Origin of the sequence: Bacillus sp. 220_BSPC, assembly GCF_001054655.1 — a bacterium.
GTDB lineage: Bacteria > Bacillota > Bacilli > Bacillales > DSM-1321 > Peribacillus > Peribacillus frigoritolerans.
In genome coordinates this window covers 1-23,833 of sequence record NZ_JVPL01000049.1, presented here as the reverse complement: position 1 = coordinate 23,833, position 23,833 = coordinate 1, and the positions used below count along the sequence as shown (strand labels likewise).

At 40.8% G+C, this 23,833-nt stretch carries 16 protein-coding genes and 1 pseudogene; 11 read left to right on the top strand and 6 right to left on the bottom strand.

Annotated elements, in window-relative coordinates:
* Positions 1-73: 73 nt before the first annotated feature.
* The 4 genes from ADA55_RS03220 to ADA55_RS03200 all read right to left on the bottom strand — a co-directional run bounded on the left by ADA55_RS03220 (position 74) and on the right by ADA55_RS03200 (position 4,335).
* Positions 74-823: a sulfite exporter TauE/SafE family protein gene (locus ADA55_RS03220; RefSeq protein ID WP_048678926.1), complete on the bottom strand. Its 750-nt coding sequence runs from the start codon at positions 821-823 to the stop codon at positions 74-76.
* Positions 824-1,675: 852 nt separating this feature from the next.
* Positions 1,676-2,494 carry a hypothetical protein gene (locus ADA55_RS03210; RefSeq protein ID WP_048678921.1) on the bottom strand — a complete coding sequence of 273 codons (819 nt, stop codon included), beginning with the start codon at positions 2,492-2,494 and terminating at the stop codon, positions 1,676-1,678.
* A 935-nt stretch (positions 2,495-3,429) separates the two neighbouring features.
* The gene (locus tag ADA55_RS03205; RefSeq protein WP_226990392.1) at positions 3,430-3,807 is read right to left on the bottom strand and encodes a hypothetical protein; all 378 of its coding nucleotides are present in this window, start codon (positions 3,805-3,807) and stop codon (positions 3,430-3,432) included.
* 141 nt (positions 3,808-3,948) lie between these two features.
* Positions 3,949-4,335, bottom strand: coding sequence for a hypothetical protein (locus ADA55_RS03200; RefSeq protein WP_048678918.1), 387 nt, complete (start codon positions 4,333-4,335; stop codon positions 3,949-3,951).
* Positions 4,336-4,471: 136 nt separating this feature from the next.
* Here ADA55_RS03200 and ADA55_RS03195 point away from each other — a divergent pair, with 136 nt between their 5' ends.
* Both ADA55_RS03195 and ADA55_RS03190 read left to right on the top strand, forming a co-directional pair.
* A complete protein-coding gene (locus ADA55_RS03195; RefSeq protein WP_048678933.1) occupies positions 4,472-5,884 on the top strand; it encodes a LysM peptidoglycan-binding domain-containing protein in 1,413 nt (470 codons plus the stop codon).
* Positions 5,885-6,186: 302 nt separating this feature from the next.
* Positions 6,187-6,972, top strand: coding sequence for a PhzF family phenazine biosynthesis protein (locus ADA55_RS03190; protein ID WP_048678914.1), 786 nt, complete (start codon positions 6,187-6,189; stop codon positions 6,970-6,972).
* Between the two features lie 226 nt (positions 6,973-7,198).
* Here the strand turns inward: ADA55_RS03190 and ADA55_RS03185 are convergent, their stop codons facing one another.
* Entirely contained in the window at positions 7,199-7,783 is a 585-nt protein-coding gene (locus ADA55_RS03185) for a LysE family transporter (protein WP_048678910.1), read from the bottom strand.
* A 103-nt stretch (positions 7,784-7,886) separates the two neighbouring features.
* Here ADA55_RS03185 and ADA55_RS03180 point away from each other — a divergent pair, with 103 nt between their 5' ends.
* The 8 genes and pseudogenes from ADA55_RS03180 to ADA55_RS03155 all read left to right on the top strand — a co-directional run bounded on the left by ADA55_RS03180 (position 7,887) and on the right by ADA55_RS03155 (position 19,540).
* Positions 7,887-8,441 (top strand): helix-turn-helix domain-containing protein, encoded by a 555-nt coding sequence (locus ADA55_RS03180; protein WP_048678909.1) that lies wholly within the window; start codon positions 7,887-7,889, stop codon positions 8,439-8,441.
* Between the two features lie 290 nt (positions 8,442-8,731).
* Positions 8,732-8,902 (top strand): hypothetical protein, encoded by a 171-nt coding sequence (locus tag ADA55_RS29125; protein WP_153246092.1) that lies wholly within the window; start codon positions 8,732-8,734, stop codon positions 8,900-8,902.
* A gap of 374 nt (positions 8,903-9,276) precedes the next feature.
* A complete protein-coding gene (locus tag ADA55_RS30255) occupies positions 9,277-12,087 on the top strand; it encodes a bifunctional metallophosphatase/5'-nucleotidase (protein ID WP_226990391.1) in 2,811 nt (936 codons plus the stop codon).
* A 54-nt stretch (positions 12,088-12,141) separates the two neighbouring features.
* Positions 12,142-16,473: an endonuclease gene (locus ADA55_RS03170; protein WP_048678906.1), complete on the top strand. Its 4,332-nt coding sequence runs from the start codon at positions 12,142-12,144 to the stop codon at positions 16,471-16,473.
* 347 nt (positions 16,474-16,820) lie between these two features.
* A pseudogene (sdaAB, locus tag ADA55_RS03165) lies at positions 16,821-17,483 on the top strand (L-serine ammonia-lyase, iron-sulfur-dependent subunit beta).
* Between the two features lie 40 nt (positions 17,484-17,523).
* Positions 17,524-18,399 (top strand): L-serine ammonia-lyase, iron-sulfur-dependent, subunit alpha, encoded by an 876-nt coding sequence (sdaAA, locus tag ADA55_RS03160; protein WP_048678903.1) that lies wholly within the window; start codon positions 17,524-17,526, stop codon positions 18,397-18,399.
* Between the two features lie 299 nt (positions 18,400-18,698).
* The gene (locus ADA55_RS29965) at positions 18,699-18,845 is read left to right on the top strand and encodes a hypothetical protein (protein ID WP_162489976.1); all 147 of its coding nucleotides are present in this window, start codon (positions 18,699-18,701) and stop codon (positions 18,843-18,845) included.
* A gap of 155 nt (positions 18,846-19,000) precedes the next feature.
* Entirely contained in the window at positions 19,001-19,540 is a 540-nt protein-coding gene (locus ADA55_RS03155) for a DinB family protein (RefSeq protein ID WP_226990390.1), read from the top strand.
* Between the two features lie 560 nt (positions 19,541-20,100).
* Here the strand turns inward: ADA55_RS03155 and brnQ are convergent.
* Positions 20,101-21,441: a branched-chain amino acid transport system II carrier protein gene (brnQ, locus tag ADA55_RS03150; RefSeq protein WP_048678899.1), complete on the bottom strand. Its 1,341-nt coding sequence runs from the start codon at positions 21,439-21,441 to the stop codon at positions 20,101-20,103.
* Positions 21,442-22,522: 1,081 nt separating this feature from the next.
* Here brnQ and ADA55_RS03145 point away from each other — a divergent pair.
* The gene (locus ADA55_RS03145) at positions 22,523-23,623 is read left to right on the top strand and encodes a GerAB/ArcD/ProY family transporter (RefSeq protein WP_048678894.1); all 1,101 of its coding nucleotides are present in this window, start codon (positions 22,523-22,525) and stop codon (positions 23,621-23,623) included.
* The last annotated feature ends 210 nt before the right edge of the window (positions 23,624-23,833 follow it).

Below are 23,833 nucleotides of genomic sequence, written 5' to 3'. Positions count from 1 at the left end.
GACAGTTATTCTATCACTCTTTCAATTGTTTAAGATAAAGATAATTGCTTAGAAATCAGGCTTTTATTGGTTATCAGTCATGGGGAATCAATAATAGTACACCTAGCGAAATGATGATGAAGAATAAATAGCTTTCGAATTTCTTCGCGGGGATTCGCTTATTCATGAACATTCCGAGACCTGTCGCAAGTAATATAGCTGGAATGGAATAAGCGTAAAGAATAAGTGAATCGGCTGTCCAAAGTCCGCCTAGCGCATGACCTGTCACGACCAGGATTCCGGATATCAGGAAATGGGCTTGCAATGTTCCGCGGAATCTATTTGGGTTCCATCTTCGCAAAGTTCCATAGACGACGACCGGCACCCCGTTAAAGTTAAAGGCGCTGCCAAGGGCTCCCGACGCAAAACCGAACGGCCATACCCAGCCCTTTGAGTTAAGTAATGGTTCATCCACAGTCTGAAAAAGTCTTTGCTTTAGAAGAGAATACCCCCCATATGCAATCAAAAAAACACCCAGTGCAGAAGTGATGATCATAGAAGGTGCGTAATGGAGCAAAGCCAGGCCGGCTGGTATGCCGATCACCGTTGAAGCCGCCAGCCTGATTAATACCGAGCGTTCGATATGCCGCCATCCGCTAACGACGGTTAGTGAAGCGACGGTAAGACCTGCCAATCCAATCAAGGAAACCGAAGTATTAAGCGGAATGTGAAGTAAGGCAAGCAGAGGCATGCTGACAATCGCTTCACCGAACCCGAACATCGTCCGCATCAAGGCGCCGATAAAGACTGCCGCCACCACCAATATGATGCTGCTGATCGTCATTCTTTCACCTCCTAAAAGCACAATAACCCTTTTATAATTATACCATACCAACCCGGTTTTAGACCGAGGGAAAGATACTTTGAAACGGGTTATTTAAGGTATTTCACGCTCTTTGTGAAGTGTTTGAAATGATATTTAATAGAGAGGTACACACCCTTTATTTTTGTTGCTTATGAGTCAAAAATAAGGCAGGGGAAGCGGGTGTATATCTTGAAGTGTTAATTCAGATGAAACTCCATTAATTTCTACTTTCGCATCAACTAAAACAAAAACAATTAGTCATACTGGTACTTTAGGAGTTTTAGGAGTCCCTAAACCATAAAAGTGAAAGACAATAAACCCCTTGGCTACAAGTGGTTTATTTTGGTGTAACTGCGTACAATATCGCTAAGTTTCAAAAAGTAAAATTAAAGAGAAGGTTTCCTTCTCTTTTTTTAATAATAATTAATAAAATAAGGGGACATGAAAGGGACATTGATGGTTTTATTAGGGGACACAAAGGGGACATTGATGGAGTTTTCATGTACCCACAAAAACACTAGGCTTTGCCTAGTTCAACAACTTAGTTGGGGACAGTTTTTCCTTATGATCTTTCTTCTGCCAATACCTAGTTATGACACTTTCCATTTAGATAAATCAAGTAATTGGCTTAAGAAACAAAGGCATAAAAAAAGGAAGAGGAACTACAAAAGTCCCTCTTCTTTTTTCACTTTATTTTTTTGAAATTTTTCTTAATAAATATAAAGCGTATATGATAGCTGGTATAGCTCCAATCATTAAAATCATCTTTATTAAACCAAATATAAAAAAAGAAGGCGATACATTCATTTTAATTCAACCCCATTAAAAGTTTTAATCTCTATATGTGTATTGTGAATAAACACGAGCATATTTACTAGTTTTATTTAATTTAGTAAGTTTGAGAGAACTAGTAAGACTTACATAGCCATTAGTAACGCTACCAGTCAATTTATAATTTCCTACAGCATTCATATCATAACCTATTTTTTCAGCTTTTGAATCAGTAACATCACATGAAGCATCTACATTTGACCAAACAGTACCTTTTGTTCCTGCTACAGAACAATATCTCATTTTCAACCCATAATCACCAACAGAATAATGATTACCTAATTTTAAGGTAGCAACAGTCACCCCTAAACTTTTTAATTTAATCCAAGCAGTATACAATCTAGATCCATAATCTTTAGGTCCATGAATGAATAGCCCCCTCTCCGTAGAGGTAATTCCCCGAGCCTGTATGCTGCTTGAATTACTGTAATCAACTTCATCTGTTGAACTAAGGTCAACAGATGAACCATCGCTTAATTCTATTGTTATAGGTCCTTCAGAATTAACATTTGATTCGTCTAATAAAGCTTCATTAATCTCGTTCATTTTCTCTTTCTGGTATTGCTGTGCCACCTCTTCAGGTACAGACTCTACAATTGTATTTAAAAGATCTAGTTTATCGTTGTTTGAAAGACTTTCTACTTGATTAGATTCTTCAACACTTTTTAATACAGCCACTAAATCATCGGAATTGCTATTTTTATTTAATTTATTAGAGTATAAATCAGTTGCCTGATCCAATGAGTACTCTGATTTTTCTGGACTAGAAGCTTCAGCTTTATTAAATCCTGTACCTGAAACAATAATCCCAAATCCCAAAACGCCTGTAAATACTTTTAAATCCTAAATTCATTTGAAAACTTTCCCTTCTTTAGTAAATTATTTATGTACTAGCAAATTATGAACTAATTTAACTACTAATTGTACATATTTTCCTACTAGTTAGGAATTCAGTCCCGAAATTGTTTATTTACAACGAAAATTACATTAATTGATTAAGTTGACTGTCAGACAAATTACACTCATCATTGAACAAAATCCTGAAAATGAAAGAAAAAGCTCGCGAAACGCATAAGTTAGCATATGACCCATTCTAGGTCCTGTACTACGATATGCGTAACGACATACGGCATACAACAAGGCTACTATCATAGAGCGTAGTTGGACAAGGGGGTAATTATAGCGTACGCACCACACGCCAATCGGTGCACCTGTCACCGCGCATACCATTGCACTCACATCCACGTACAATGCAGGATGCGACTTACTCTCATAATAGATGAATGAATTAGAGATTAGATTAAGGGTTAGAGTCAGGAACCTACGTGGGCCGGCGTTAACCTCCCTCAAGTAACTTTTTATAGGAAGGGCGAAATATCGGAAGGGTACCATAGGGGGACGTGGGTACCTCCCTCCCGGCCGACTGCTGGGTGGAAAATATACACCACAGTCTCGAAATCTAAACTTAAAAAATATGTAAATTAAATCTAAGGATAACTGCAGCACAACACAATCTTTAGTAGTTGAAATATTTATCGGTAGTATCGGTAGTATTAGTTGAATTATCACCGATTCGTGTGTAAACTTTTAAGTTATGACACTACCCATTTAGATAAATCAAGTAATTATTTTCTGCATAAGAAAAGGCTGAAGTGGAAATACTTCAGCCTAAAAAACCCTATATATATTTTTTTAGAAGAATATCTCTTAGCATTTACGAATCAATCCCAAGTTTTTTTCATTCAGTTAGTGAATTAATCATAAAAGATTAAATGCATATCACTGTTAGTCCTTGATTTCGCAAAAAATTCTGCTTCATTTCCTCCATCAACGAAGTTACCAATACCCCGGAAAATACCACATTGGCCTCGATCTAAATATCTTACCCCTACATAATCATTATAACTGTCAGGATCATACTCCCATAATTCAACTTTTAACTTACCAGCTGGACCCACGTAAGAATCCCGACAAATCTTATAATCACCACCAGTAGAGGGAAACTGATCACTTTCAGCACCATTAGAATAAAGAGATTGTTCTCCTAAGTAATCCCAGCCGCTTGCAAATGTAGAAGAAGGGAACAACAACGCCGCTAACAATGTCACAGCACTCATTTTAAACATTTTCATGCTCATTCCTCCTCACACGTTTTGACTTATTATTCTCCATATAATTCTAATCAATATTTTTTATATTATCATCTATCCAAAGATTCACTTTTTCACGAAGCGTTTTTGTAGTACCCACTACTTCATGCCCAACATATGGAATTAGGGAAAAAGTGAAATGTGCTCGTCATTCAGTTTTGAAATGTATTCCTGAATCATCTTTAAACTTTTAAGCCTTCCCGGATCAAGTAAACTAATTACCTCTGGATCCACCATTTGTGTAGAGACGTCTCGATTTCCAATACCAGCAATCAGCAGCATAGTTGCTGCTAAACTAACACTGCAATCCATGGAATAGGCCAATGCTGAAATTCTTTCATGCTCATAAGCTTTGAACCTTAAATGAATCCTTTCCTTTTGAATAATAGTTCTCTTCTGGATTAATTCGGCTTCAAAATCCCCTCTGAAAATCGTATTATCATGCCTGTAGTCTCTTTTAAAATACATGGACAAGCCCTCGATACATTCCCTGGAATTGATAGCTGCCATTATTATTTTTTCCCCTATATCCTTCACAGGCTTATGAACACATTCATTTAATGAGTGTTGAACGCAAAAAAACATATTAGGGCTACCCAGGGAATAAAATGAAAGGAATATTTTGAAGGAAAGCGGGGCTGTGCATGTGAAAATCCATGTGGTGAATAGGGGGGATTCTTTATGGGGAATTTCCCAGCAATATGGTGTCAGTATCAACCGGATTGTTCGGGTCAATGGACTTGAAAATCCAGATAAGCTGGTGATTGGCCTAGCTCTTTTGATTCCTGAACCTTATCTTCAGTACAGGGTTCAGCAAGGGGATACTCTAAATAATATCGCAAATCAGTTTGGAATTACGGTACAGGAAATCATGCAATCGAATCGCATCACAAATCCTTCCGCTATCTATCCAGGACAGAGACTAACCATCCCGGTTATTTATCATACCGTAAGGGAACGAGATACCCTTTATGATATAGCAAGACGTTATGGAACGACAGTTCAGGCCATTATTCAGATGAATAGGATTACAGATCCGTCCTATATCCATATCGGACGGATAATAAGGATTCCCCAGAAACCAAAACCCATCATTGAAGTCAATGGTTTTACAAACGTTTACGGGCAAGCCGGTGCGGAGCAAGTACGTGAAGTAGCCTACGATCTGACCTACGTAAGTCCATTTGGTTATAGAATGAGGCAAGATGGCAGTTTAGAAGTCATTGATGACATCCCGACGATACGGGCGGCACAGTCGACTGGCGTCATACCCATGATGTGCATAACGAATTTTTCCGCGACGGAAGCGGGAACTCAGCTTGCCCATACGATACTTTCTGATTTGAATTTAGTGGAAACAATATTAACCAACGTTATAAAAACGATGAAAGACAAAGGGTACCGTGGATTGAATATCGATTTTGAAAGTGTAGCACCAGAGGACCGTGATTTCTATAATCGCTTTCTCCAAAGAGCAGTGGATCGGTTGCATCCTGAAGGCTACTTTGTGTCATCCTCCCTTGCCCCAAAAACTAGCGCCAATCAAAAGGGACCATTAGTTGAGGCGCATGATTATCCAGTTCACGGACGGCTGCTCGACTTCGTGGTGTTGATGACATATGAATGGGGTTACCGAAAGGGGCCGCCGCAGGCAATCTCCCCCATTAATGAAATAAAACGAGTCCTTGACTATGCCGTAACGGTGATACCAACAAATAAAATCTTCATAGGATTTCAAATTTATGCACGGGACTGGCTTATTCCTCATGAAGAGGGGCAGGAAGCAGAGACTTTCGACATGCAGGAAGCCATCAGACGCGCCGTCCAATATAATGTAGAAATAAAATATGACGAGACAGCCCAATCACCTTATTACAGGTACAAAGATGATCAGGGACGCACACATGAAGTTTGGTTTGAAGACGCACGCAGTGCTAAAGCCAAATTCGATCTGGTGAAGATTTACAGGTCAAGGGGTCTCAGTTATTGGGTACTTGGTTATCCGTTCCCCCAGAATTGGGAACTGCTTGGGGATACATTCATTGTACGGAAACTGTAGGGTGTTTTGTTACCGCAAGGCGTATCACACATTATTAATCTAGTGATGGGCAGCTTTTTTATAAAGCTGTCTATTTTAGTATTTCGAAATGCACCTACAAAAATCACACGATTTTTATAACAACGTTAAAAGTCGTTTGGAATTTGAGTCGATAAAGGGACTTAATCGAGGACGCCATATGGTGGTCTTTTTCAATTTAATGAAACTCTTTAAAAAACAAGGGAATGGTCATTCAAAAAAGGAAAAGGGTTCCTCATTGTGGAATTAGGAAACTAGAATATTACTTACCGGAGGCACATTTAATGGAATTAACCATCATAAATACGTTTACAGATCAACCTTTTAAAGGAAACCCTGCTGCAGTCTGCCTTCTTACCGGGGAAAGTGATAGCGAGTGGATGCAGAGAATAGCTAAAGAGATTAATATGCCTGTTACCGCTTTTATTCAACCTCATAATGGTGAATGGAAACTGCGATGGTTCACACCCTCCATTGAAATCCCGATTTGTGGACATGGGACGCTGGCAAGCTCTTTCTTTTTATGGGATAAAGGATACGTGCCAAGAGATCAGCCGATTGCCTATCAGACGAAAAGCGGGCTTCTCACTGCAAAATTCGTTGATGGGATGGTTCAGTTGGAATTTCCGTCATTAAGGGAGAAGGAGACCACTGCCCCTGATTTACTGATAAAAGCTTTAGGAGTTGTGCCTGCGTATGTTGGGCAAAACAAATGGGATCTTCTAGTCGAAGTTCAATCAGAGGAAATCGTAAGGAATTTAAAGCTGGATATAGACTCCATTGCCCAATTGCCGGTTCGGGGCGTCATTGTAACGAGTCAATCGGATAGCAGTGAATATGATTTCGTTTCACGTTTCTTCTCCCCTGCCCAAGGCCTTGACGAAGATCAAGTAACGGGCTCGGCCCATTGCTGTCTGGGACCATATTGGAAAAGAAAGCTGGACAAAAGTAATTTTATAGCCCATCAGGCATCGGAAAGAGGAGGTCAATTGAAGGTTGAAGTAACGGAAGACACAGTTAAACTTTCCGGACATGCCGTCACAATATTCGAAGGGAACTTAACCATTTAATGCAGGATTTGGTTTGAGGGGGTTCAATCTAAATATTAAAACAAAGTTGATTGGAGCGGAGTTACGAGACTCCTGCGGGAAAGGCGCGTCCAAGGGAGACCCCACAGGCGCATAGGCGCCGCGGGTGGACCGCCCGCGGAAAGTGAGTCCCTGGAGTGGAAATGAACGTTCGGAATTTACAACTCGGCAATCCTTCTTAATGAAAGTTTGTGCCCTTTACCTTTTTTTAGTGTGCAAGAATCGAAATGGCACTATACACTAATAACAAAGCCATGATTACATTAAACTGACTTCTATACTTTGATAAAAACGTTTGAAAAATAGAACCGAACATACTCCAGCAGAACGTACTCATAAAACCAACGAAAGCAAGAAATAATGAAAAGAACAGTAAGCTGAAATTTGAAGAGTGATAAGGTAGGATGAAGGTCGATATTGCCGTGATGCCATATAAGATTCCTTTTGGATTTATGAATTGTAAAAGCATGCCTGCTATAAAACTATTGTGCTTGTCATCATTATCGTCCTTCGCTTTAGTTGAACTGGAAATGATTTTTATGGCCAGATACAGCATGTAAATTGCCCCAAGGATCGTCATGATAAATTCAATCTTTGGTATGAAATTTTCAAGCAAAACATTAAAATAACTGCACAATAGCATGATTACAAAAAAACCGGCACCTACTCCGAAACAAAATTTAATCGTCTTTTTTAACCCGTACTTGTTCGCAAATAACATGGCCATGATGTTATTTGGACCCGGAGTGAAACTTGTAACAAAAACAAACAGCAAAAAAGATAGTAATGGCATGGTTGACTCCCCTTTGTATGCTATAATGACCAAAATTGACATTATAACGATTTCCTTTTTATTGTACAATGCCGACGTTATATTGTAAATAAGGAGCATTTTTATGGAAGAAATAAATTTTATTATTGCTAACAATTTAAAAGCCATCAGGGAAAGTAAGAAATTAAGTCTTGAAAAGGTTGCAGAATTGACTGGAGTAAGCAAAACGATGATCGGACAAATAGAAAGGGGAGGATCGAGCCCTACGATTACGACAATTTGGAAAATAGCCAATGGATTAAAGATTTCATTTTCTTCATTGATAAATAGTCCGCAGCCGGATACAAAAATTGTTTTAAAAAGTGAAATTCAATCATTATCTGAAGATAACGGCAAATATCGAGTTTATCCCCACTTTCCCTTTGAGGATGAGAAGCGCTTTGAAGTATATTCAGTCGAGATAGAAAAAGGTGGATTCCTAAGTTCCGATTCGCATAGGGAAGGGACGGAAGAGTACATAACTGTTTTTGAAGGGGAAGTGACTGTACGTGTAAATAACGAAGAATTTACAATAAGGAATGGTGATTCTATCAGGTTCAAGGCTGACAGACCGCATGCCTACCATAATTCAGGGGATACATTAACTCGATTAAGCATGATCTTATATTATCCAACTTAAAAAATGGATTAATGTAGTTCTGTTAATATATCTTAGCAAAGTGAATATCCCCTATGGATTGACTGTTGGTATGGTCTGCCTGTTGGGGATACTGCTTCAAGCCGATTTTCTGGTTTTCTTACAGAATCGGCTTTTTTTATTTAGTCTTCTTCAAGCCCCATTACTTGAAGTACAATATTCACAATGTCTATATACTATATTTAACCTTCCCCTACTAATTTAGAAATGTACCTACTTATCCTCTGTAAGAAACCCTTGGAGGATTCGTCCATACTGCAGCAAGGCGTCTCTTGATTCTCGCAATACGTCAATTTCCTATAACCCTCATTGGATGGAAGAAATTTGTGACACTCCTGCCGAATAACTGGCTAGCCGAGACCCCACAGACGCTTGAAGAGAGGAGGCTTGGCAGCCAGTCGGCGGAAAGGGAGCGGATTGCTGGAATCAGCTGGAAGTTATAAAAAAAACTGCAGTTTCTGAGACTCTTTTGATTGATTTAGGTATAAAGACCAAGGGTGGTTATGGAAGCGTGTGATTCTATTTTACCATTAAATCATTTTATTGATATATCATCTATCTGTTACTAGGTATTTTAGGGTGATTATAATGATAATATTCTGTTAATATTCGATATAGCATTGTAAATTTGTTTTAAAATTGGATTATTTTGTTGTAATATAGGAGATACACGAATCTTTAGAGGAAAAAAGTAGGGTGGATTTGTGTATGGGTAAGTAAATTTGTCGGAATTCATTTTTTGGGAAAAGTGTGTCATTTACATGTATAAGTTATCAGAATGTTATGCCAGTATAGAACTAATGGGGGGATTACGATAATGGGGAAAAAGAAAATCGTAAAAATTGCATCAGCTACCATAATGGCTGCAACAACGATCGTAGCAGTAGCACCGGCACCATCGGAAGCTGCGACTAGCCTTAATAGTAAAATCAAAACGGCCAAGGCCGCCATCAAAAAACCATTCGATACCTATTTCTACACTTCTAAACTCGCTTCAGTGTCCACTGTTGAAAAACAAATCAAGTCTGCAAAACAAGTAAAAAAAGACATCAACTCTACCATTAAAAAATCAATGTTAAGCAAAAAAGAAAAAGATGCCAAATACAAAGAAATCGAAGCTTATGATAAGTACATCACTCGTTCAGAAGGTTATGTAAAAGGATATAAAGCGGCTGAGAAAGCAAAAGCTGCACATGGCAAATCGATTGGCAACCTTACGAATTCAATACTTGCCAAGAAATCCATTGATATCAGGAATCAATACGAGGCATTGGATAAAGCCGTGAAAAAGGCAGATAAAGATATTAAAGATACGGTTTACGGTGCGAAAATCGAAAAGCTCCTATACGATAAATTCACTAAAGCGACCAAAACAGCTTTGAACGGTGACCTGAAAGTTCCATACTACTATGAAAAAGCTGCTTACTGGGTGAAGAAAGGTGATTTAAAGACCGCGGACAAACGGATGCAAACCGTTTCTTCGCAATTGAAGAAGGTCAGCAAAACATCCAAGCTCGGAAAAGCTATACACGCCTATGTTAAAGAAGTGAAAGGTAAGTATGATGATGCGGTATATGCAGAAAAGAAAAAAGAAGTGGCAAAGCAGGTCAATGCCTATGTAGCCCTTGCCAATGGGGAACTTAAAACAAAAGAACAGATAAAAGCGGCTAAAAAGGCCAGAGCCGACATCCACTTAAATGGGATCAAGGAGTCGGACCGAAAGGAATTCGAAACGAAAATAGCATTGGCGGATAAGAAAGTAGCAGCTGCTAAAGAAGCTTTGAAAAATCCAGCGAAGGCAATCACGCTTTCCTTGATGCATACGAATGACACGCATGCTCACTTGGACAATGTGGCCAAAAGGGTGACAGCTGTTAAGGAAGTGCGTAAGAGTAAACCGCAAGCTCTTTTGGTGGATGCAGGTGACGTATTCTCGGGTACCCTCTATTTTAATGAATTCAAAGGGCAAGCGGATCTTCGCTTCATGAACTTAATGAAATATGACGTCATGACATTCGGGAATCATGAGTTTGACTTGGGTTCAAGCGCCGAAGGGCATCAAGCTTTGGCTGACTTCGTTGAAGGGGCACAGTTCCCATTTGTCAGTTCGAATGTGGACTTCTCCAAAGATGATAAGTTCAAGGGACTATTCTCGGATTTGATTTCAAGTAAGCCAGAGCAAGGGAAAATATACAATGGCGTCGTAAAACAAGTGGATGGCCAGAAGGTAGGTTTCTTCGGGCTTACGACTGAAGAAACGAAAGATATTTCAAGCCCTGGAAGTATAGTATTCGAAAACTATCTTGAAGAAGCCGAAAAAGCGGTCAAGGCGTTCAAAGACATGGGTGTTAATAAGATCGTTGCCGTATCCCATATTGGTTACGATGATAATGCGGCCTATGACAATGATTTAACATTAGCTGCCAAGGTCAAGGGCATCGACGTGATTGTGGGCGGACATAGCCATACGCAGTTAAACGCCCCCGTTGTTATTGATAAGGATGATAAGGGGAAAACGAAAGATCCGACAGTCATCGTTCAAGGGTATCAGTATAGCGACTTTTTAGGCACGATCGATGTGGAATTCGATAAGAAAGGCAAGATTGTCGGACAAGCCGGTCAGCTGATTAAGCTTTCTGAAAAACAGGATGATCCTGAAGCGGCAAAAGTGCTCGAAACATACTCCTCGAAGATTAAGGAGCTGAAGGAAACGAAGACGGGTGCAACAGCTGTAAAGGCCTTGGAAACCCCTCGTGATTCAGGTGATGAAACGAAACCGAGCGTTCGTAAAAATGAAACCGAACTGGGTAATCTAATTACGGACGGAATGCTTAGTAAAGCGAAGGAATTCAATAAGGATACGGTAATCGCATTCCAAAATGGCGGGGGCATCCGCGCTGGCATCGATCAAGGTGAGATCACTTTAGGGGAAATCCTCACCGTTTTACCGTTTGGGAATACGTTAGCGACGATGAAGCTTACGGGTGCAGAAATCAATGAAGCATTAGAGCATAGTGTAAGCCTGGCCCCTAAGGAAAATGGCGGCTTCCTGCATGTTTCCGGAATGAAATTCAGCTTCGACAGTTCGAAGGAAGCAGGCAATCGTGTGACAAAGGCAGAAGTCCTTGGACAAGATGGAACCTATTCCGAATTGGATCCAGCGAAGGAATATACTGTGGCGACCAATGCTTTTACAGCCAAGGGCGGAGATGGATTCAACGTTTTCAAGAAGGCTTATGAAGAAGGAAGAGTGACGGATATAGGCCTCGCTGATTGGGAGAATTTACGTGATTATGTAAGCGGGCTGAAAACTGTCGATCCAAGCATCGAAGGACGCATCAAGGATGTGGCTGGAAGCAATACAGACCCGACTGTGGTATTGGCTAAAGACTTTGGCGGAACGGCTGATGCGCCAAAAACACATGAAGGCAATGTAGTTGTGGATATCACGGATATTGCTTCATTGGAACATGCAGTGGTTAAAGGGAATCTTACATTAACGGGAACTCCTCCGGAGGATTTTACTTTTTCAGAGGTTACAGTAGAGGGTGATTTGGATTTATCGGGACTTAACGGTAAGACCGTAAGCCTGAGCGGTGTCACGGTGAATGGCGAAACCATTCTTTAAACGGTTTTTAAATGATTGCTGAGCCTATGGAAAAAAGTTGGAGGGGTTGAGATCTTGAAGAAGAACGGGATAAGCAAGCTTTTCTTTGCCATACTGATCGTACTGTCAACGGTTCTGCCAAATGCAGCCGCAGCAAATGCCGAAGGGACAATATCGGTCATTGAAGCGATTAATAATAACAGCGGAACGGCGACGGTGAAGGGATATATCGTCGGTACAGCTAAAAGCGGTACAAGCTATCAACAAACATCGCCTTTTACTGAAAGTACGAACATAGGCATTGCCGATAGTCCGGATGAAACGGATGTTAAGAAAATCATGCCTGTTCAGCTTCCAGCCGGAAGTATCCGGACGGCCTTGAATTTGGTCGAACATCCGGAATTACTTAAAGCGCAGGTGACGATTACGGGGAAGCTGGAAAAGTACTTTTCAGTACCCGGCCTGAAATCCGCAACGGATTTCACGATCATCACTGATGGGGGAACAACACCTGAACAGCCTGATGTGAAGGTTCTGGATTCCATTGCCGAGGCGCGCACGAATACGGAAGATGTCGTGCAGGTCGATGGGGTGGTCACGACGGGACTTGGTTATTGGGGAGGAAAAGGTTTTTATATCCAAGATGAAACGGCAGGGCTATATGTTTATGGTTCTTCGTGGCCTGCGGAAGTAAAGCAAGGGGATAAGGTTAGATTAATCGGACAAGTATCCGCTTATAATAAGGAATTACAAATCCAACCAACTTCCCTTGAAGTCGTATCTTCTGATAATGAACTTCCTGAAATCCAAACGATTGATGCTTCAGGGATCAATGAGGATACACAAGGTGAGCTGGTCACCATCGATAAGGCGACCATTACAGAATTGGCGGCATCGGGCACTTACGGAACTTTCGAATTCAAAGCGGAAGATTCTGAAGGGAAATCCGTCATCGTTCGCCATGATAACCGGACCGGTTCGAGCTATGAAGATTTCGTGAAAAGCTTTAAAGCAGGGGATGTCATTTCCGTAACCGGAATCGGATCGAGGTTCAATGACACGTACCAGTTGAAGCCGCGTGGCATTGAAGATTATGAACTGGTGAACAAACCAGCCGTTTACACGGATATTTTCCCTGGTACGGTTAGTGAAAATACAAAGATATCACTTGAATCTGGTTGGGAAGAAGCGAAAATCCATTATACGCTGGATGGATCCGCACCAACGTCTTCAAGTGCTGTGTACACAGAACCCATCATTTTAACGAAAGATACGGTCATCAAGGCAATTGCTGTCAACGACAGGACATCGGAAGTTTTCACATTTGCCTATACCGTTAACAAAACCACTGAAGTGAAGATTCGTGACATTCAGGGGATGAATCACTTTTCATCTTATGAAACTCAACTCGTCTCAGGTGTGGAAGGTGTCGTCACTTATGTAAAAGATGCGAATAACTTTTACATGCAAGATCCCAACCCGGATAAGGACTTAACGACTTCCGAGGGAATACTTGTGTACAACAAAGCGCATGGCCTAAAAGCGGGCGATCATGTCAAAGTGGCAGGTAAAGTCGCCGAATGGTATATCGAAGGTTACGCTGAAATGAAAACGACGGATCTACCGACAACTGAATTGACCAATACGACGATTGAAAAGCTTGGCACTGAATCGATGCCAGAACCGATCGTCATCGGAAAAGATGTCATTCCGCCGTCTGAGAACATCGATGATGATAGATTGACAGATTTTAATCCGGGTGAAGACGTCATTGATTTCTACGAGAGTCTGGAAGGAATGCTTGTGCAAGTATATAACCCGAAAGTGGTTGCTCCTCAAGACTATGGTGAATTGGTCGTGATTCCAGGGAATATGGAAACGACGACTGCAGTTGGCGGCGTCAAAATAACGGAAACGGATTTCAACCCTGAAAGAATTACCCTGGATATAAATGATGAATCATTTGCAGCGAAATCGGGTGATTTCTTTGAAAGCTCGGTTACCGGTGTAATCAGCTATGGATACAGCAACTATAGGGTAGTGACGGATAAAGCTCAGCTGCCGGCGTTAAAGGATGGCGGTACGGCTCGGGAAGTGACATCTTTAGAGAAGGATGCTGATGAGCTATCGATCGCTTCCTATAATATAGAGAATTTCTCCACTCAAACCGCTAATTCGAAAGTTGAAACGATCGCAACATCCATCATTACCAATCTTAAACAACCCGATATCATCGGGGTAACGGAAATGCAGGATAACGATGGGGGAACAGATAGCGGGACAACGGACTCTGCTCAAAGTGCCAAGAAGTTAACCGAAAAAATAAAAGAGCTGGGCGGACCGCAATATCAATACATCGATATCGCTCCAGAAGATAAACTTGATGGCGGTGCACCTGGCGGGAATATCCGTGTAGGCTTTTTATATAATGCCGACCGTGTCAAATTGACTGAAGGAACGAAAGGGACGGCAACACAGTCCGTGGCTTTCAAAGATGGAAAACTTACCTTGAACCCTGGACGAATCGAGCCTGCCGATCCCGCCTTCAATTCAAGCAGGAAGCCTTTAGCGGCTCAATTCGAATTTAAAGGCGAAAGCGTAGTGGTGGTGGCCAATCATTTCAATTCCAAGGGCGGTGACCAGCCGTTATTCGGCAAAAACCAGCCACCTGTTCTTTCAAGTGAAACGCAAAGGCTTCAAATTGCCTCCATCGTCAATCGGTTTGTCAGTGATATCAAGTCACAGGATGCCAAAGCGAATATCGTCTTGCTTGGAGACTTTAATGACTTTGAATTCTCGGCTCCGCTTAAAACATTGAAGGGCAAAGATTTAACCAATATGATTGAGAAAGTCCCTTTTGAGAAACGTTATTCTTACACCTATCAAGGCAATTCACAAGTACTGGACCATATCCTGGTATCGAATAATATGGCCGCGGCCACAAAAGTCGATATTGTCCATATTAATTCATCCTTCATGGAAGTTCACGGAAGGGCTAGCGATCATGACCCTGTATTGATTTCAACCCCTTTATCTGAATCAGGCGGAGTTGAAACTCCTGCTCCAGAAAAAACATATAATCTGACAAACGTTAAAACGAAAAAACTTACGATTGCTTCACCTAGTGCTTTGATCGATATTGATGAAGCATCCAGCATCGAAGAAGGTATCTGGTTAAAAGGCTCATATGCTGTACTCAAAGGCCTCGGGCTGAAGAATGCTGCTGTGACGATAAAACCGGATAAGGATGGTGCAATCATTGATTTTAGCGGCATGGCGGTGAAGGAAGTCATCATTGATAATGCCAATGTAAAAGAAATCAGAGGCGCTGAAAATGTTCAGAAATGGTCGGTGACAGAAGGTGTTGACACATCGAATATCAAGTTTGTCGATTCCAAGGGGGAAGCAATTGCTTCCCCTTTCGACCCTAAAGAAAACCATGCGCCCGTCGTAACGAAAAAACTGGAAAATCTTGAAGTGAAAGCCGGTTCAAAGGTCACCATCGATTTGAGTGAGCACTTCTCAGATCCTGATGGAGATAAGCTGACCTTTTCATCCACTATCGGTACAGTCACCGGCCAGACATTAACGCTTCCTGCAAATGAAGCTGGAACATACCTTGTCGCAGTCAAGGCCGAGGACCAGCAATCGGAAGCGGTTGCCCGTTTCACGTTGACCGTATCGAATGATAAGCCGCTTGAAGCTTATTACGAAACGGCGGCAGGAAAAACGGGAACGGAACTGAAATCGGTTCTGCACTCGATAATTAAGGGCCATACGATGTTATCTTATGATCAAGTGTGGAATGCCCTTAAAGAAACGGATGAAGATCCGGTGAACAAACAGAATGTCATCTTGCTTTACTCTGGAAAATCCATCTCGGAGAACGCGAATGGGGGCAATGCCGGACAATGGAACCGCGAACATGTTTGGGCAAAGTCCCATGGTGATTTTGGGACAAGCAAAGGTCCCGGGACAGACCTTCATCACCTTCGTCCCGCTGATGTGACAGTCAATGGCAAGCGGGGCCACCTTGATTTCGACGAGGGGGGTCAAACATATAGTGGATGTGAATGTAAGTTTGATTCAGATTCATGGGAGCCGCCAGACCATGTTAAAGGTGATATAGCACGGATGCTATTTTACATGGCCATCAGATATGAAGGAAACGGCGAGTTGGATCTTGAATTATCCGATACAGTCAATACGTATCCGAAGCCGCTTCATGGAAAGCTATCGACACTTTTAAAATGGAATGAACTCGATCCAGTCGACGATTTCGAGAGCCATCGCAATGATGTCATTCAGGACTGGCAAAATAACCGCAATCCATTCATCGACCATCCGGAATGGGCATCCGAAATTTGGGGTGCCGCTGAATCCAGAGATGAAAGAAAGGCGAGTTAAATCGGAGATCGAAGGGGAAGCAGCCTGATGGCTGCTTTTTTTAGTTTGATTACGCAGGTAATTAGAAAGTGCCTCACCCCGAACATGATTTTAAAAGAAAGCGGCATGTAAGTGAATGGGTTAATTATCTTAAAATACTGAAAAATCAAATATTACTTCTAAGTTAAATAATAAAAAATATTGGTAGGTATGTTATGTAATATATGTTAATATGGGATATGCAATGAAAGGGTTTTCATTGCAAGAATGATAAAAATATTTTAATATAGTAATAATGCCGCTTTTTGATCTTCATTCACTTTAAAAGACGGTTAAAAAATTTATTGCCAGAAATGGGGCATTACACGATGAAATACAGATCTGCATTCGATATAATCGGTCCCGTCATGATTGGACCTTCAAGTTCACATACAGCAGGAGCTGCCAGAATTGGCAGAGTAGCACGGACATTATTTGGAAAGCAACCGAAGAAAGCGATTATTTCTTTATATGGTTCTTTTGCAAAAACATACAGGGGGCACGGTACGGATGTTGCTGTCGTAGGCGGGATCTTGGATTTCGATACGGATGATGAACGAATCCCTGCCTCTTTAACGATAGCGGAAGAAGCCGGTATGGACGTTTCCTTTACAATTGAGGATACTGTGATGGATCATCCTAATACAGTCAAGATCAGATTGTTCGACGAAGATAAGGAATTGGAACTGGTTGGGATCTCCATTGGCGGCGGAACGATAGAAATAACGGAGCTGAATACATTCAAGCTAAAATTGTCAGGGGAAAACCCAGCCATTTTAGTCGTGCATAACGATGTGTTTGGAATCATATCTTCCGTTTCGACCGTATTGGCGAATCATGAAATTAACATTGGTCATATGGAAGTTTAACGAAAAGAAAAAGGTCAAATGGCCCTCATGGTGATTGAAGTCGATCAGAAAATCCAGGGCGATGTCATGAAGGAAATTGAAGGGTTGGAAAACGTGTCGCAAGTCATAAGGATGGTTGAATGATCATCATTAAAAGTGCTGGCATAGATATGGAGGTAAAAACATGTTCCGAAATGTAGCAGAGTTGGTTGAACTTGCTGAAAGTAAACAGGTAAAAATCGCGGAAATCATGATTTTACAAGAAATGGAGTTCTCAGGCCTGTCGAGAGAACAGATCATCGAAAAGATGGACAGGAATTTGACAGTGATGGAACAAGCGGTGGAAAGAGGTCTGAAAGGTGTGCAATCCGTGACAGGCCTAACGGGCGGAGATGCCGTTCTTTTGCAAAATTATATCAAGTCGGGCAAGGCACTGGCAGGTAATTTATTATTGGATGCCGTCAGTAAAGCTGTTGCGACGAACGAAGTGAACGCAGCAATGGGAATGATTTGTGCCACTCCGACTGCAGGTTCTGCGGGTGTTGTGCCCGGTACATTATTTGCCGTGAAAGAAAAATTAAACCCGACCCGGGCAGAGATGATTGAATTTCTTTTCACTTCCGCTGCCTTCGGATTCGTGGTTGCAAACAATGCTTCCATTTCTGGAGCGGCTGGCGGCTGCCAAGCAGAAGTGGGCTCGGCAAGCGGAATGGCCGCAGCTGCGATAGTGGAACTTGCCGGCGGTACACCAAGCCAAGCGGCAGAAGCGATGGCGATCACTTTGAAGAACATGCTTGGATTGGTTTGTGACCCAGTGGCTGGATTGGTTGAAGTTCCTTGCGTGAAACGTAACGCAATGGGTGCATCCAACGCAATAACGGCAGCTGACATGGCACTTGCGGGCATTACGAGCCGCATTCCATGTGACGAAGTGATCGATGCCATGTATAAAATAGGATTGACCATGCCGGTTGCACTTCGTGAAACGGCAGAAGGCGGCCTGGCTGCGACTCCTACTGGGCGAAAATTGGCAAAGGGAATTTTCGGTTCATATAAATAAACATTCAGTCCCATTAACAAGAGGTTTGTTAATGGGATTTTTAATTGGTCTTAAAAATAAATGAGGCTATTTTTGTGAATGAAAAAAGGAAATTAGAGGAAGACCGAGGGATTTGGCGTTTTTGGACACGGAGATGGAAACAGTCGTTAAAAAATCTGAATTATCAGTGAATATGGAGCCATAGCAACTTTGTGAGTTATCCCTTTCAATGATAAGATGAGTACGAAATTCACTATGGGAAGGATTGATTCTTCATTAATTTTCTCGAACTAACGTACACGTCGGCAATGGAAAAAGCGATGTTTCAGGCTCATGGAATCGGCTATGCACAATATGCTCAAAAACTGGAGCAACGCATGATGGTTGAACAAGAACGGGAACAGGATTATTTACAGGGCAGGCGTATATCAGAGGAGATGAGAGCCAATCTTTTTTTGGGGAGCTAATTTCGATCTGCGATATCGATAACATAAACGAAAAAATACAAAAGGAGCAATCGAAAAGATTGCTCCTTTTGTCCTGCCATAAAGGGTATTTTTCCATTAAAAGAAGGAAACAGCACTTTTAAATAGAAAGTACGTTCATGAAGAGGAGGAGGATCTTGTTGGAGAGAAAAGCATTGCTTGTATCAGCATTACCGGGATATGAAGAGGAAATTGGTCGGTGGCTTTGGTGTTTAGAAGATGTTCGACGTACGCTTATATCGGAATTGACTGGAATCAGCCAAAATATACTCGATTCAAAAATCGATGAAAGGCAAACGATAGGCTCGATGTTATATCACATAGCGCTGATAGAGGCAGATTGGTTATACGAAGAGGTCCTTGTTACGGAATGGGATTCGGAAATATCCGCGTTGTTTCCAGTAGGGTGCCGTGCTGAAGATGGCTCCCTGAACCATATTGAAGGACAAACATTAGACGAACATTTCTACCGACTCAATAAGGTGCGTGAGGTATTTCTTTCAAACTTTCGCACAATGGACCTGACGGATTGGCGTAAACCGAGGGTACTTGAAAAATATGATGTCACACCTGAATGGGTCGTTTACCATTTGATTGAACACGAATCACATCATCGAGGTCAGATATTCCAATTGCTGAAGAAATTACGGAATGAATATGAAGTTAAAGAAATGTGATTTTTTGATGGCCTGCTATCAACATCAGATTATGGAGGTCTCACCCGGAACCATGATTTTAAAATAGGACTAGATTATCTTTAGTGTTTTTTACTGTTATCCACAGGAATGTTTAATAAATAAAGAACCTGAAGGCAAACTTGCTTTTCTTTCAGTCTGGAGCTGCCTTTATGGCAGCTTTTTGTATGTCGAGATACTTGGTTGTTGGATATATATGGTGAATTACCCATAATAAGTTGCGGTTTATGGTATATTGGTTAATGTCAATACGTCAACATGGTCCGGTGTGCTTGCGTTTTTGTTTGTCTTTAAATTAAAGAATAGATCCAAGCCTTCACGAAAGAAAGCAGTGAGGTTTCCGATCTTTATGAGGTTATAGCGGTCAGTGCTATAAAAGACGGTGACGCCATCGTAAATTGAAATTATGAAAACAAGACTTCTTGATGATTCCATATGGGATGAAACCATCAGAGACGTTTGTTAATAAAAAAAACTGTAGGCAAACTCGCTTATCTTCGAGTTCGTCTACAGTTTATATGCCTGGACTGATTTTATATCATTTAATCTATTTGGTGATTATGACCGAATTTCGACTTTAAGACGCTGCTTGCATACCCAATGAATCCTCCAACAATGGCAGGGACGATCCACCCAAGCCCAGCTTCATACATAGGAAGTATTGCAGTGAAGAAATCATTGATGAATGTAATGTGTACACCTGCTCCATTTAATCCATCAAATAGACTGACGATGAATGTTAAAAGTAAGCTGCCTTGATAAACCTCAGGTCTTCCCTTAAATAAGGAATGAAGAAATGTTAGGAAGATCAAAACAATGGCTAATGGATAAATGGCTGTCATAACCGGTACTGAAATGGCAATTAACTCGGTTAGTCCAATATTGGCAATGATTGCACTGAATATGGATAAACTTATGGCAATCGTTTTGTAAGGAAGACTTGGAAATAGTTTATGGAAGTACGTCGAGCAAGAGGTAATGAGTCCTACGCTCGTCGTTATACAAGCTACTGTGATCATTAATCCCAATAATAGCCCGCCATATGATCCAAAGTAGTAATCCGAGACTTTCGCCAAGATAATGCCTCCATTATCCAAGCGTCCAAGTTCCCCAACGCTTGAAGCACCCATATAAGAGAGAGCTGTATAAATGGTGGCAAGGATAACGGCCGCAATGGCAGTCGCTTTTCCACAAACGATCATGATTTGTTTTTTTGTTTTGGCACCTTTTTCTTTGATGGCATTAATGATGATGATGCCAAAAACAAAAGATGCTAGAGTATCCATGGTTAAATATCCTTCTCTGAACCCATTGAAAAATGGTTGAACCATATAGTGCTCGGCAGGTGCTTCAAAATCTCCAATTGGATTAACGAAAGCGACTACCACCAGGATTCCAATGAACGTCAACTTGATGGGTGTCAAAATTTTCCCCACAATTTCGACAATTTTCGCGGGATTGAGCGAAAGAAGGCATGAAACTGTAAAAAAGATGATGGTGAAAATAAGTAAAGGCAATGGACCTGGATCTTCAGGTAAAAAAGGTTTTACACCGATCTCAAAAGAAACGTTTCCTGTTCTAGGCATGGCGAATAATGGACCAATGGCTAAATAAAGAATGGTTGTGAATACAATACCAAAGACTGGATGGACACGGCTCGCTAATGATTGTAAGTCATCTTTTCCAGAAAAACCGAGTGCCAGCACACCAAGTAACGGTAATCCTACTCCTGTGACCAAAAACCCTGCATTAGCCGACCAGATATTCATTCCTGCCGATTGACCAAGCATTGGCGGGAAAATTAAATTCCCTGCACCGAAGAAAAGGGCAAATAACATGAACCCAATCACTACTATAAATGAAGATGGAACCTTATTAGACAAAATAAACCCTCCGACCAAAATTTGCTATTTTAGAAAATTATTAAATTTTCTAAAAATTATATAAACAGTAATACTAAGACCGTACAGTATTATAACTAAATTAAATTGATATTTCAATATATTTTTTGTTTTTTATTATTTACCTTGATGATCAGTATCCGCCCTTATCTTATTTTGAACATCTAAAGGCTGCTCATACTCATGAAATTTGAAATGTAAAGGAAATGAGGATGCAGAAAAAACGGCTTTACGTCGCGAACCAGTTTGAGCTCACGATAAAGAGTGACGGTTTAGATGCGGTTTTAATTGTGGGAAAATTAAGGATGTGTTTAGAATGGTTGAAAAAATACTGGGATTGTTCTTTGAAAAACGGAAACAAAACAAAAAGGATGTTTTATTACTAATTTTCATATTCATGCTCCTATAATTAATTTGGTTAAGTATATCTCGGATATGGACTTATCTTGGTTATCTGGCATTGTATCAATTGCAATCATTATTCTTGCGGCATCTATATATTTTGAAGGAAAAAGAAACAGGGAAAACGATGGATAAACTTCTGTTTTAGTTTGAGGGGATGTTAGGCTAATTGTAGTTGTTTAATCAATAAAATAAGATGACGCTAAAATAATAATTATTACTTTAATTAGGGACTGTACTTCAATAAGGGAGCTGCTTTGGCAGCGCTTGAGTTTGTAGACAAAAGGGGTTTATCTAAATTTCAAAATAAAGTTGATTGGAGCGGGTGTGCGAGACTCCTGCGGGAAAAGCGCGTCGAGGAGGCTCCTGGACCGCCCGCGGAAAGCGAGTACCTGTAGTGGAAATCGACATTCGAGGTTTTATAAACCCAAATAAAAAACTGAGGAAAACTTAATTGTTTGTTTACATTTGGGCTGCTTATGCAGATACTCCTTAAATTATAAATTGAAAGGAAGCTCAAAGGTATCCGATCAACGGGAGTAAAAATAACTTGTACTCAACAGGGTTTGTATAGTCTTCTTCTGTCAATAATGGTTATGGAATCAGAATTTCTGCGTTTTGTCTATAACTTACCGTTTTGTCGTGAAAGGAACTTATGAAAATGCTCGAGAAGGGTAAAATCGGAAGCCGTCAACTGATGATATTAGTGATTCTATATACGCTTGGAGATTCTATTTTAGTCATTCCCTCCATTGTCGCTTCCGAAGCTGAACAAGATGCTTGGATTTCGGGCATGATAAGCGTGGCAATAGCACCGTTATTGATTGTTTTGATATATGAGGCCTTAAGGAAATGCTATCCTGATTTAACATTAGTGGAATACAGCCAAAAAATTCTGGGGAAGTGGCTGGGAATGGCTATTTCTCTTCTTTTTATAAGCTACTTTTTTATAACCACAGCAACTTATTTGAGTGAAATTGGGGATTTTATGATTAGTCATATTATGCCTGATACTCCAATTCAAGTGATCATGATTCTTTTTATGAGTGTCGTCCTCATGGCCGCGCGTCTTGGTTTGGAACCTTTGGCCCGAAGCGCGGAAATATTTTTCCCCTATGTTTTATTACTTATATCAACCTTGATAATTCTTCTGCTTCCCGAGATTAAATTTCAAAACCTGCAACCTGTATGGGAGGGGGGAGTGAAACAGGTTATACGGGGTTCTATACCATTTATTGTTTTTCCGTTTATTGAACCGGTTGCGATTCTAATGATCCTCCCGTTCGTAAGTCAAAAAGATAAAATAAGAAAAAGCCTTTTTGTCGGTCAATTGTTGGCTGGAAGTGTTTTGATCATTATAACCATGTTAGCCATTCTTGTACTTGGTTCCGAGTCAACGATAAGACAAAATTATCCAATCTATATGTTGGCAAAGAAAATAAATATCGCTGATTTCTTGACGCGGCTGGAAGCAATAATGGCCATAATATGGTTCATCACAATTTTTATTAGATTTAGTTTGTTTTTTTATGTGACCGTTTTAGGTACGGCCCAAACCTTAAAATTGCAAGATTATCGTCCTCTGGTTTTTCCGTTTGGTATCCTATTGATTGCCTTTACTCTGATGATGACACCGAATATTGTCCATTATAATAAATTCATTACAGAAATCTGGCCGTTTTATGCCATGACATTCGGGTTTCTGCTGCCATTGATATTACTAATAATCGCCAAAATTAAGAAAAATGATCAACGTAACTAAGGCAGGACTTATCTATTAAGAAACTAGTGTAAAAGAATTCTATTAGAAGCTCAGGTGTCATTTTTTACTTTGTCTCAGTTTATAGAACTCCCCGACGCGCTTTTCCCGCAGGAGTCTCGCACCTTACGTTCCAATCACTGGAACTTTTTTTCTTGAGGGGTTGTAAAATTTGAGCGTTGATTTCCACTCCAGGCACTCGCTTTCCGCGGG